This window comes from Mesobacillus sp. LC4 (genome assembly GCF_053543455.1).
The window spans coordinates 60833-73175 of the sequence record NZ_JBGCUB010000009.1 but is presented as its reverse complement, the minus strand read 5'-3'; the positions used below and the strand labels follow the sequence as shown (position 1 = coordinate 73175).

The window sequence follows — 12343 nt, the reverse complement described above, 5'->3', positions numbered from 1 at the left end:
TTTTTGTATGAATGCTTTTACAAACAAGAAAGAAAAGGTGGAATAACATCATGGCTAAAGTTTTATACATCACAGCACACCCGCTGACGGAAGAGCAATCTTTCAGTCTTGCAGCAGGAAAAGCGTTTATCGATACGTACAAAGAGCAGAACCAGAATGACGAAATCGTTCATCTGGATTTGTTTAAGGAAAACATTCCTTACATTGACGCCGACGTATTAGGCGGCTGGGGCAAGCTGCAAAAAGGAACTGAGTTCTCTGAGCTATCAGCAGACGAACAATCTAAAGTAGGCCGTCTTGCTGAACTGGTTGACCAATTCACAGCAGCAGACAAATTTGTTTTTGTGACACCGCTATGGAACTTCTCATTCCCGCCAGTCATGAAGGCATATCTGGACGCAGTTGCCGTAGCAGGCAAAACATTCAGATATACACAAGAAGGACCTGTCGGCTTGATGACAGACAAAAAAGCCCTTCATATCCAGGCACGCGGCGGTTACTACTCAGAAGGACCTGCAGCGAACATGGAAATGGGAAATCGCTACATCGAAACAATCATGAACTTCTTCGGTGTACCATCAATGGAGTGCCTATACCTAGAAGGCCACAATGCGAACCCAGAAAAAGCACAGGAAATCAAAGAAAACGGAATCGCGCGTGCTAAGGATTTGGCGCACACATTCTAATAAGCACAAACGAAGGCAGGCCGGGTTTTCACACCGGCCTGCCTTTATGCTATTTCAATGTAATGGTAAGGTTTTCCCCCACTTCAAGGACACAATTTTCACGATCCTTGACTGGCGCGAAGGTCATGATATATTCGTTTTTTTCGCCTTCGACTTCGCCTTTGCTGAAGATTGGGTCGGCTTTTTCACCAGCAGAGCTCAAGAAAACACCGGACTTTTTATAATCCACACGATAGCCGAATTCTTTATCAAATTTTCTTGCGTTGAGATATTTATGTTCTAATTTGCTCATTACTCTGGCTTGGAGACCATCCTTACCTAGTCCGGGTTGTGTGTCAGGTGGTGGCGTAGAAAAGACAATTCTTGTCTCAAGCTCTGAAAACTCTACTTGCTTAATCACATAGACTTCATTTTCATAAGTGAATTCCTTATTTAGAACAACAGTTTCGCGGTTGGAAACGGCAGTTTTGTCAAGAGTGAATTCAAGCGGCCAAATTGTTGCTATACTATCTACTTTTGTATCAGTATAGATGGTTAAGTTTTCGATTTCTAACCGGATATCCTGGCCCTCGAAGTTCTTAATAGACTCAAATGACAAAGCTTCGACAACCTTATTTTCTTTTTGATCATAATACCTGCTGCCCCAGCCGACATTATCCAATATTACCTTTTGGCCATTAGCGGTCAGGCTGATAGTGCTTTTTCCTTCAAAAATATCAACATAGTAATGCTCCAAATCTGTTTTTTCACTTTGGAAAGTGAAGAGTAGCTTGGTCTCCTTGTCATCAGTCATCACACTTTGGAAGTGGACAGTTATATCATTTTTTTCGTCATAAAAGCTCTGGTCAAGTACCTGCCCCTGTCCTGAATGGACGGCCATCCTGACTCCTTTATCATCTATATGTTCACTGGAAAATAACTTATCATACATCTCTTGAATTGCGGCAAGTGCAGGAGTGAAAGTTAGAGCGGAAGCCGCCATTATACAGACCGCAGCAACGATGGCTAACCTTGTATAAGCAACTCCTTTTTTAGAAGGAGTCTTGCTGAGGGGCATGACGACTACTTTTTGTGCCTCTATATTATGCAGTTTGCTATTCAGTTCATCCCATACATCCGGCACTTGCTTTTCAATGCCTCGATCCAAGTGCTTAAGCATTTTCTCTTGATCCATTAGAATGCCTCCTATTGAATGTTTTTCCTGAGTTTTTTCAAGGCCATTTGGTATTTCCATAATACTGTCCCCAGCGGCATTTCAAGGATTTTGGCAATTTCCCTGTGCTTCATACCTGAAATGTCTTTTAACACAACAATCTGTCTTTCCTCGCTGTCTAGCAATTCAAGGTATTTCGTCAAAATCATTCTGTCGAGAGGATCTGTACTTTTATGGTGCCCATGCTCGAAGTATAGTTCATCAAACCCCGTGATCTCACGCTTCTTCTTGCGGTAGAGATCCAGAGCCATATTCCTCGAAACACTAAGCAGCCAAGCCTTTACATTAGGGAGATCTTGATGTTTCTGATGCTGATAAAGTTTAATGAAGGTTTCTTGTAATACATCTTCTGCAAGGGACGAATCTCTTAATATAGATAACGCCATGGCGAAGACATTTTTTTTATGTAAATCGTAAACCTGCTTGAATGCCAGATTACTATCCACTGGTTTGTTATGCTGATGCAAATTTGTTTGGCTCATCTTGCACCTCCTTCTATATAGTAAACGATTCGCCGGTATCATTTATTGGTGAAGATTAAATTTTTCCAGTAAAAAGAATGCCCGTCAAAAGGCATTCTTCTTATGGGTTAATTAATAGAGCAAGCCTAATGGACACTTTTCGAAAAAAATCATCTTGAAAATGTCTAATAGAGGCGGTCTAACGGACACTTCTTTAGGTGATCGTCCTGAGTTTGTCCGATAGAGCCCTTCTAACGGCCAATTTTACAGGGAATCGTCCTGATTTTGTCCTATAGAATCCCTTCTAACGATCATCAACTTATATAAGAAAAAACGGATGCTCCATATCGGGCCATCCGTTTCTCGTAATGTTATACTTCCTGTGGAACGTGCAGGCCCAATCCTTGGGCAATACGTGTTCCGTATTCAGGATCTGCTTTGTAGAAGTGGCCGATCTGGCGAAGTTTGATATCGTCTCTTTCGACTGGCTTCATCGCAGCGACAATATTAGCGACAAGGCGTTCGCGTTCTTCCTCGCTCATCAGGCGGTAAAGGTCACCAGCCTGAGTGTAATGGTCGTTATGGTCATATCCGACATTTTCAGCTACTCCGCTGACAGGGAAGGAAGCTTGCTTGTGCTCATTCACTTCAGTCGGTCCTCCGAAACTATTAGGCTCGTAATTTACTGCTTTACCGCCATTGCCGTCAAAGCGCATCTGGCCGTCACGCTGGTAGGAGTTCACTTCAGATTTAGCTCTGTTGATCGGAAGATGCTGATGATTCGCGCCTACACGGTAACGGTGGGCATCAGCATAAGCAAACAGTCTTCCCTGAAGCATTTTGTCTGGTGATACATCGATACCAGGTACCAGCGTTCCAGGAGAGAACGTTGCCTGCTCAACTTCAGCGAAGTAATTTTCAGGGTTGCGGTTTAGTAGCATCCGGCCAACCTCGATCAATGGATAGTCTTTTTGTGACCAGATCTTCGTGACATCGAATGGATCAAAACGATACGTATTTGCATCTTCCAACGGCATGATCTGGACATACAGCTTCCATGCAGGGAAGTCTCCGGCTTCAATTGCATTGAATAAATCTTCTGTGTGGTAGTCAGGATTTTCTCCTGCAATCTTGGCGGCCACATCCGGTGAAAGGTTTTTCACGCCTTGCTCTGTCTTGAAGTGGTACTTGATCCATACGCCATCACCTTCCGCATTTATCCATTTGAATGTATGGCTGCCGAAACCGTGCATATGGCGTAAGGTAGCAGGGATACCGCGATCAGACATCAGAATCGATACCTGGTGCAATGATTCTGGTGAAAGGGACCAGAAATCCCAAACAGCATTTGGATCCTTTAGATGAGTCTGAGGGTTCCTTTTTTGTGTATGGATGAAATCAGGGAACTTGATTGCGTCGCGGATAAAGAATACCGGAGTATTGTTCCCGACGATATCATAGTTTCCTTCCTCTGTATAAAACTTCACTGCGAAGCCGCGTGGGTCACGAACAGTGTCGGCTGAACCAAGTTCACCGGCAACCGTTGAGAATCGGATGAACATGGGCGTCTTCTTGCCAACCTCGGATAGGAATGCAGCCTTTGTATATTGAGTCAGGTCATTTGTCACTTCAAAATAGCCGTGTGCTCCCGCACCTTTTGCATGCACAACACGCTCAGGCACACGCTCACGATTAAAGTGCGCCAATTTCTCCAGCAAGTGTACATCTTGCAGTAAAGTAGGACCTCTGTGTCCTGCAGTCATCGAGTTCTGGTTGTCCCCAACCGGCGCTCCCCAGCTTGTAGTAAGTTGCTTATTTTGATTATTGCTCATCATGATCCCGCCTTTGTTTTAAAATTTGTTTATAGCTAAATGATAACACTTTTTATTTGAAAATCAATACTTAATTATAATAATTTTAATTAAGGAATCAGTATAAGTTACCAAACTACTAATGAATCCAAAAAAAGCCTTGGTTACAAACTTGTAACACGATGTAAAATTTGAACCGTTTACTTACATGTTTGGTTATTGAAGGAAGAGTGGCGAACTCGGAATAAATTTCCACGTTTAAAAGAAATCAAGCGGTTTCACCGGATTATTGGCTTTTCTCCATAATGGTACTTATTGGGCCATGAATAACTATGTTACAACTGCTAGCCTTATTAGTAGAAAAAGAGACAGCATTACTGGGAGGTATGGAAAATGAGAAAAATGAAAAAAACATTGGCAGCGCTAACAGCAATGGTATCCCTATCGTTATTTTCAATGGGCGCAGCTGCGGAAGCGGCAACTTACCAGGTGAAAACAGGAGATACAATGTGGGGGATCGCCAGCAAATATGGTGTGTCATTGACAGAATTGAAGAAAGTGAATAATAGAACTAGCAATCTACTATATCCAGGACAAAAGTTGACCATCCCGGCTGCAGCCGTGTCTGCGGCAGATCAGGACTTGCTTGCAAGACTGGTCCACGCTGAAGCAAAAGGTGAGCCATATGCAGGGAAAGTAGCAGTAGCAACTGTTGTCTTGAATAGAGTAGCAAGTTCGGAATTCCCAAACACAGTAAAGGGAGTAGTTTATCAGAAGTCAAACGGCTACTATGCTTTCACTCCTGTAAAAAATGGCGCAATTAATAAGCCCGCAGATGCAGAGTCCAAGAAGGCCGTTAAAGAAGCCCTCGCTTTCAGAGGCCAGGGAAAAGGTTCATTATTCTTCTTTAATCCTAAGACTGCAGTGAGCAAGTGGGTATTCTCAAGGGAAGTTACTGTGACAATAGGAAACCATAGATTTGCGAAGTAACTTTCACTATCGATCATCATAGATTAGCAAAGTATCATCAAAAATTGATAGTTTATCATTTGAAAATGAACCTGAAAAGCCGTGCGGATTCTCAATCTGCACGGCTTTTTCTCAATTGGGGATGTTTTGTATTCTGATATACCAACAAGGGTAAATAAAAAGCTTGTTAAGTATTCGAAAAAAACATACTATTTAATTGCAATACATATTGAATGGAGGAATGTTTTTTGATAGTAAAATCGCGTGTTGAATCTCTGGAACTGCAAATTCTGCGAATGCTGAATGCTCGAATGAACCTGTCTACGAAAGAATACAGTAACTATGTATACCTTGAAAAAGGATTTGAAGGAGAAGTGATCTTTGATCGCTGGATGGAGGAGGTTGCAAATGGTTTCCTAGTTATTAATGACCTGCTCCTTGAATATGGTAATACGAAATTTCAAATCGATTCCCTATTCATCTCCAAAATCATTCATTTGTTCGAAGTGAAGTATTTCGAAGGTGATTATTTTATTGAAGGTGACCGGTGGTATACCAATAGTGGAACAGAAATCAAGAATCCTCTGCAACAGATGGAAAGAGCAGAATCTCTGCTTCGAAGGTTGGTACGGGACCTTGGCTTCAATATGAATATCGAATCAACTTTAGTCTTCGTGAACCCAAACTTTTACCTCTATCAAGCCCCACGTAATTTACCAATTGTCTTTCCGAACCAGATTCCAAGACTACAGAAAAACTTGCAAAAACAAACTGCCCCAATAAAGAATACCCACAATAACCTAGCAGAGCGGCTGCTTTCCCTGCACACCGTGGATTCACCGTATAAAAGGCTCCCTGAATATAGTTACGAAAGTTTGAAGAAGGGGATAGCATGTTCCCATTGTCATACTGTGAACACTATCGTTACCAGAAAAACATTAATATGCACTAGTTGCGGGAAACGGGAAAACATCCAATTAGCCGTATTGAGAAGTGTTAGAGAGCTCCAGTTGCTTTTTCCGGGAGAAGCGTTAACAGTCAATAAGGTCCATGAATGGTGCAGTTCTATCAAAACGAAAAAGCCCATTAGAAACACTCTTCTAGAAAACTTTACATTGATCGGCTCTGGCCGTGCCACTCACTATATAACTAAAGGTGAATAAAGGAGTATCGCTAATAGGACCCGATACAACCAATAGTACCCTTATGAAGTCCAAACCGGCAACATAAGGGTACGGTACAAGTCCAATCGTACCCTTATGAAGTCCAATCCTGTTACATAAGGGAACGATACAAGCCTAATCGTACCCTTATGAAGTCCAAACCGGCAACATAAGGGAACGATACAAGCCCAATCGTACCCTTATGAAGTCCAAACCGGCAACATAAGGGAACGATACAAGCCCAATCGTACCCTTATGAAGTCCAAACCGGCAACATAAGGGAACGATACAAGCCCAATCGTATCCTCATGAAGTCCAAACCGGCAACATAAGGGTACGGCACCTAATTGGGTTCCGTTCCATATGCAAACAGTGAGCTTACCGTAATTTTTCTAATTGTTATCTTGCAAGTATCCTAACAATATCATCCTCTACCTTCCTGCTTTCTCGGTCGTCCAGCAGGTTATTCAGCATAATGGAAAAAATAAGCGTTTCCTCGTTGCTTGTTTTTACGTAGCCTGCCAGGGTGCTTACGCCTGTCAGTGTGCCTGTTTTAGCGGCCACACGATCTTTCAGTTGCTCTTCTTTCAGCCTGTTTCGCATCGTTCCGCCCACCATCCTGTCTTTCGATCCGGCTACTGGAAGGGCACGATGGAATGCTGGAAACCATTCCTCTTTTTGTACTAGATATAGCAGTTTACTAACTTCATTCGCTGGTATAAGGTTTGCGTGAGAGATTCCAGATCCGTCCCGCAATACAAGCCGGCTGGTGTCAATGCCCATATCGCTAAGGACAGCGTCCATAACTTCAATCCCTTTTTCCCAGCTGCCTTCACCATGAACGACCTTGCCCATTTCCTTAACCAGCACTTCCGCATGGCCGTTATTGCTTAGTTTCATAAAGGGTAACAGCAGTTCCGTAAGCGGCATCGATTTATGAGAAATCATCCTTGCCATGGTTTCGGTGGCATACCCCGTTCTAATTTTCCCAACTACTTTTATCCCTTGTTCTTCTAGTGACTTTTTAAAAATACTTCCTGCATACAAGGAAGGCTCCCAGACAGCGATCCATTCCCGCAACTTGTTTGAATCAGCAGGAATGGATCCTGTTATCCTGATTATGTTCGTGCCATGTTCACGTTCAATATGGATATCCTGTTTTCCTTCCGGATTCACTGTCACTGATTCATTTATGATTGTGACATAATCCGTCTCGGGTTCAAGCGAAATCACCGCTTCTTTTCCTTTTTTGCCTGGTAAAATATTGACAATGACAGTTCCTGCATCAAAATCCTGGTTGGGCGAAGCGGTAAGGGCGGAAACCTGTGCGCCATAATATTGATGCTCGTCATTCCAGGTCAGATCTTCTGAATAACGGATATCATCAAACCAGCTGTCATCAGCTACTATATCACCAGTAACCTCCTTGATTCCCCTATCCTTGAGTTCTTTTGCCATTGCATCAAAGTCGGCAGGGAGCATGGTCGGGTCACCCATACCTTTTAGATAAAGGTTTCCCTCAAGCGTTCCGCCATCAAGAGTTCCATCGGACAAAACCTCTGTTGTAAACCGATAATCTTCTCCTAAAACGGAAAGCGCCGCAGCAGCCGTGAACATTTTCAGCACGGAAGCAGGCTGCATTCGAGTGTCTGCATTATGCTCATACAAGAGCTTTCCATCATTTGCAGACCGGATGCTGATCCCCGCCAACGCTCCATCAAGAATGGGCTCATCTTCTAACAGTTCCCTTATTTCTGCTGAGAGCTCCCCAGCAGGCTCGACAGCTTTGGCAGGTGGTTCCTCTGTATGAAAAAATGGAATGATGGCTAAGATGAGAACAAGCGGGAACAGTGTAATTATTGTAGTTTTTTGTTTCAATTTCTTGTTCATTCCTTTCATTTATCAACTGTATTCGACAGGAAATTTCCCAATTACCAATTAATAGAGTCTATGATAATGTTTTAAATAATATAAGGTTCAGGAGGGAAAAAAATGTACCGATATTTTTGGAATACCTTACTCATTCTAGCCATCGGAGCAGGATTTTACTTCTATGCCCAACTGATTTTTTCGAAGGTAAACGACCCTCTGTACGGAACATTGGCGCTTCTTGCAGGAAGCCTGTTTGCGGCAGGGATTTCGAGAGAGCTCCTATTGATTTCACAATCAAGGAGAGAAAATATTTAAAATGTCACTTCCTACACCCTGGCCCGCGGGGTGTATTTTTGTTTTTTCGAGAATAAATAGGTTTTATGTTAGGTACTATCAGGGGGTATGATAAAATAAGTTTATAAGATAAAAGGGGGTTTTTAGATGGACGTATTAGAGCCCGAAGTGAACGGATCTGAATGTGGCGACAGCTGTTGCTCGTCAGAAAGAAAGAGCCATCACTCTGAAAAAACGAAAAAGAATCTCGTGACGAGATTGAATCGGATAGAAGGACAAATTCGCGGCATCAAAGGCCTGATAGAGAGAGATACATACTGCGATGATGTGATCACGCAAATTTCCGCGACGCAGGCAGCTTTGAACAGCGTGGCGAAACTCCTCCTCGAAGGCCATATGAAATCCTGCATTGTTGAACGAATCCAGGAAGGCGACAATGAAGTAGTGGATGAACTATTGACTACGATTGAGAAGCTGATGAAAAAATAAAAAGCTGTTTTGTTTTTCATTAAACATAATGTTCTGTATAATGACACTAACTTATATATTCCTTCGGGGTCGGGTGAAATTCCCAACCGGCGGTGATGAAGCGATGCTTCTTAGTCCGTGACCCGGTTAACATTTGTTAAACGGTGGATCTGGTGAAACTCCAGGGCCGACAGTTAAAGTCTGGATGGGAGAAGGAAAAAAACGAGGATTAAGAGAATGGGACCAGTATGCCCTTTTTTAACCCTCTATTTTGGCATAACCTTTTTTAGGACCCCGAAGCAATTTTGTTTCGGGGTCCTTTTATTTTCGTGAATTATTTTTAAAAAGGAAGGAGGAAGCTAGGTGAACGATCAGGACTATATGGCATTAGCCGTCAATCTTGCGAGGGCGACAGAGGGCCAAACTTCCCCGAACCCGCGAGTTGGCGCCGTTCTTGTAAAAGACGGACAGATCATTGGGATGGGTGCCCATTTGAAGGCGGGAGAGCCGCACGCTGAGGTTCATGCGATAAAAATGGCAGACGGAAAGGCTGATGGTGCCACTTTATACGTTACCCTCGAGCCGTGCAGTCATTTTGGAAAGACACCGCCATGCTCGAACCTGGTCATTGAGTCGGGCATCAAGAAAGTGTTTGTCGCTTCGTTTGATCCGAATCCTCTTGTCGGTGGAGCAGGAATCAAGAAGATGCGGGACGCTGGCATTGAGGTTGAAGTTGGCCTAATGGAGGAAGAAGCAAAAGCGTTGAATAAAGTGTTTTTTCATTACATAAGCACTGGCCTACCCTATGTAACATTGAAATCCGCCACCAGCCTGGACGGTAAAATCGCCACGGTGAAAGGGGAGAGTAAATGGATCACCGGGGAAGAAGCAAGAAAGGATGTCCATCATTTCCGCCACGCACATGATGCCATTCTGGTGGGTGTCAACACCGTCATTAAAGATAATCCCAGCCTGACGACAAGACTTGATTCCGGAGGGAAAAACCCCATCCGCGTGATTTTGGATAGCACCCTCAGAACACCTTTGGAATCTAGAATTGTCAATGACCAGGCTGCTGATACCATCATTGTGACTGGGGCAGACGTCGAGCCTGAAAGAGTAAGGCAATTTTCAGAACGGGGCATTGAAATCATCAAGCTGGAAACGACGAAATTTGGAATAGTGGATATGTTGAAGAAACTGGGAGAGAGGAGCATCACTTCTGTCTATGTAGAAGGCGGGGCCGAGGTTCATGGCAGTTTTTTAAAAGAGAAGGCCTTCCAGCAAGTAGTCACTTATATCGCTCCAAAACTGCTGGGCGGGAAAAATGCTCCAGCTGCATACGGAGGCGAAGGTATTGCCAGGCTTGAGGATACAATTCCTTTAAGAATCATAGAAGTAAAACAAATTGGCCAGGATATACGGATTATCGCTGAGCCGGAGTAGAAGGAGGAATATATGTTTACGGGGATTATAGAAGAAATCGGGACCGTCGCCAATATTCAGCATAGCGGCGAGTCTTTTGTCCTGACAATTGAAGCGAAAAAAGTGCTGACAGATGTCCACCTTGGAGACAGTATAGCCGTAAACGGAGTCTGCCTGACTGTCACCTCCTTTACCGAAAACAGGTTTACCGTCGATGTCATGCCGGAAACGGTCAAAGCATCCAGTTTAAAAAGTGTTAAAAGGGGTTCAAAGGTGAACCTGGAAAGAGCGATGGCAGCGGGCGGCCGGTTCGGCGGACACTTTGTCGCCGGCCATGTGGATGGAGTTGGCACCATCAAAGGGAAAAAGCAAATAGAGAACGCGGTTTACTATGAAATTCAAGTGGACCCTGAATTGCTGAAATATGTCATCATGAAAGGCTCTGTCGCAGTAGACGGGACGAGCCTGACTGTTTTCGGAGTATCAGAAGACAGTTTGACTCTATCGCTTATACCGCTCACATTAAAAGATACGGTACTAGGATTCAAGGATACAGGAGATATCGTCAACATCGAATGTGACATGATTGGCAAGTATGTGGGGCACTTTTTGAGCAACCAGTATCCGTCAGAACCAAAACGAGGCAACAATATTACAGCCCAGTTCTTAGAAGATAACGGGTTTATGTGAGGGTGATGTAAATGTTTGATCCAATTGAAGAGGCTATATATGAACTCATGCAGGGAAATGTAGTCATTGTTTGTGACGATGAAGACCGTGAGAATGAAGGAGATTTCATCGCTTTGGCAGAAAAGGCGACACCTGATGTCATCAATTTCATGGCGACGCATGGCAGGGGATTGATTTGTGTACCGATAGAAGAGGAATTAGCTCAGAAGCTGGACTTAATGCCGATGGTTTCCCGGAATACGGATCCTCATGGCACAGCTTTTACCGTGAGCATTGACCATAAATATTCAACTACCGGGATTTCCGCATTTGAACGCTCGGCAACTGTGTTAAGTATGCTGGATCCAGAATCAAAGGCTGCTGATTTTAAAAGACCTGGACATATTTTTCCGCTTGTTGCCAAGAAGGGCGGAGTATTAAGGAGAGCCGGCCATACAGAGGCCGCAGTCGATCTGGCAAAGCTAAGCGGTGCCAAGCCTGCCGGGGTCATCTGCGAAATCATGAATGAGGATGGCACGATGGCTCGAGTACCTGAACTCCGCAAGATTGCCGACCAGTTCGATTTGAAAATGATTACGATAAAAGATCTTATCCAATACCGAAATCGAAAAGACCAATTGGTTAAAAGAGAGATTGAAATCAATCTTCCTACCGAATTCGGTATTTTCAAGGCCGTTGGTTATTCAAACGTAGTAGATGATAAAGAACATATTGCACTTGTAAAAGGAGAAATCGATCCAGATGAGCCGGTTCTTGTCAGAGTCCACTCCGAATGTTTGACTGGTGATGTATTCGGTTCCTTCCGCTGTGATTGCGGCCCGCAGCTCCATGCAGCATTGAGCCAGATTAATAAAGAAGGTCGAGGTGTCCTTCTGTACATGCGCCAGGAAGGCAGAGGCATCGGACTGATGAACAAGCTTCGCGCGTATAAGCTACAGGAAGAAGGTTACGACACCGTTGAGGCCAATGAAAAGCTAGGCTTCGGAGCCGACCTCCGTGAATACGGAATTGGCGCTCAAATTTTAAAAGACCTTGGCATCAAGCAAATCAAGTTGCTGACCAACAATCCAAGGAAAATCAAAGGGCTTAAGGGGTATGACCTGGAAGTAGTCGACCGGGTGCCAATCCAGATGCCAACAAGGGAAGAAAACGAAAATTATTTAAAAACAAAACACAGCAAATTAGGGCACTTACTAAATTTTTAAGTGGAATGGTGCATTAAGCCATAAGATGTCCCCTTTTATGAAAGTTAATGAATTTATTATTCTAAATAAACAAACTTAAACCATCT

At 43.6% G+C, this 12343-nt stretch carries 12 protein-coding genes and 1 riboswitch; of the genes, 8 read left to right on the top strand and 4 right to left on the bottom strand.

The genetic code is table 11. From position 1 onward, the window contains the following. Positions 1 to 50 precede the first annotated feature (50 nt). The gene (locus AB5I83_RS20910) at positions 51 to 686 is read left to right on the top strand and encodes an FMN-dependent NADH-azoreductase (protein WP_448978252.1); all 636 of its coding nucleotides are present in this window, start codon (positions 51 to 53) and stop codon (positions 684 to 686) included. 49 nt (positions 687 to 735) lie between these two features. Here AB5I83_RS20910 and AB5I83_RS20905 read toward each other — a convergent pair whose 3' ends face one another. The 3 genes from AB5I83_RS20905 to katA all read right to left on the bottom strand — a co-directional run bounded on the left by AB5I83_RS20905 (position 736) and on the right by katA (position 4192). Next, positions 736 to 1860: a DUF4179 domain-containing protein gene (locus tag AB5I83_RS20905; protein WP_448978250.1), complete on the bottom strand. Its 1125-nt coding sequence runs from the start codon at positions 1858 to 1860 to the stop codon at positions 736 to 738. Positions 1861 to 1871: 11 nt separating this feature from the next. Continuing rightward, positions 1872 to 2381 carry an RNA polymerase sigma factor gene (locus AB5I83_RS20900; RefSeq protein ID WP_448978248.1) on the bottom strand — a complete coding sequence of 170 codons (510 nt, stop codon included), beginning with the start codon at positions 2379 to 2381 and terminating at the stop codon, positions 1872 to 1874. 350 nt (positions 2382 to 2731) lie between these two features. Further along, the gene (gene katA / locus AB5I83_RS20895) at positions 2732 to 4192 is read right to left on the bottom strand and encodes a catalase KatA (RefSeq protein WP_448978313.1); all 1461 of its coding nucleotides are present in this window, start codon (positions 4190 to 4192) and stop codon (positions 2732 to 2734) included. A gap of 381 nt (positions 4193 to 4573) precedes the next feature. Between katA and AB5I83_RS20890 the strand changes: the two genes are divergently transcribed. Both AB5I83_RS20890 and AB5I83_RS20885 read left to right on the top strand, forming a co-directional pair. Next, positions 4574 to 5161: a cell wall hydrolase gene (locus tag AB5I83_RS20890; protein ID WP_448978311.1), complete on the top strand. Its 588-nt coding sequence runs from the start codon at positions 4574 to 4576 to the stop codon at positions 5159 to 5161. Between the two features lie 227 nt (positions 5162 to 5388). Beyond that, positions 5389 to 6303, top strand: coding sequence for a nuclease-related domain-containing protein (locus AB5I83_RS20885; protein ID WP_448978246.1), 915 nt, complete (start codon positions 5389 to 5391; stop codon positions 6301 to 6303). Between the two features lie 399 nt (positions 6304 to 6702). Here AB5I83_RS20885 and dacB read toward each other — a convergent pair whose 3' ends face one another. Further along, on the bottom strand, positions 6703 to 8193 hold the full coding sequence (gene dacB, locus AB5I83_RS20880; RefSeq protein ID WP_448978244.1) for a D-alanyl-D-alanine carboxypeptidase/D-alanyl-D-alanine endopeptidase: 1491 nt from the start codon (positions 8191 to 8193) through the stop codon (positions 6703 to 6705). 102 nt (positions 8194 to 8295) lie between these two features. On the opposite strand from dacB, the gene AB5I83_RS20875 reads away from it, so the two are divergent. The 5 genes from AB5I83_RS20875 to AB5I83_RS20855 all read left to right on the top strand — a co-directional run bounded on the left by AB5I83_RS20875 (position 8296) and on the right by AB5I83_RS20855 (position 12257). Continuing rightward, on the top strand, positions 8296 to 8490 hold the full coding sequence (locus AB5I83_RS20875; protein WP_226643678.1) for a hypothetical protein: 195 nt from the start codon (positions 8296 to 8298) through the stop codon (positions 8488 to 8490). 126 nt (positions 8491 to 8616) lie between these two features. Beyond that, positions 8617 to 8958, top strand: a complete 342-nt coding sequence (locus AB5I83_RS20870; RefSeq protein ID WP_448978242.1) for a metal-sensitive transcriptional regulator — start codon at positions 8617 to 8619, stop codon at positions 8956 to 8958. Positions 8959 to 9013: 55 nt separating this feature from the next. Beyond that, positions 9014 to 9158, top strand: a riboswitch (FMN riboswitch). Positions 9159 to 9300: 142 nt separating this feature from the next. Next, positions 9301 to 10383: a bifunctional diaminohydroxyphosphoribosylaminopyrimidine deaminase/5-amino-6-(5-phosphoribosylamino)uracil reductase RibD gene (gene ribD / locus AB5I83_RS20865; protein WP_448978240.1), complete on the top strand. Its 1083-nt coding sequence runs from the start codon at positions 9301 to 9303 to the stop codon at positions 10381 to 10383. 12 nt (positions 10384 to 10395) lie between these two features. Further along, a complete protein-coding gene (gene ribE, locus AB5I83_RS20860) occupies positions 10396 to 11052 on the top strand; it encodes a riboflavin synthase (RefSeq protein ID WP_448978238.1) in 657 nt (218 codons plus the stop codon). Positions 11053 to 11063: 11 nt separating this feature from the next. After that, entirely contained in the window at positions 11064 to 12257 is a 1194-nt protein-coding gene (locus AB5I83_RS20855) for a bifunctional 3,4-dihydroxy-2-butanone-4-phosphate synthase/GTP cyclohydrolase II (protein ID WP_448978236.1), read from the top strand. Positions 12258 to 12343: the final 86 nt, after the last annotated feature.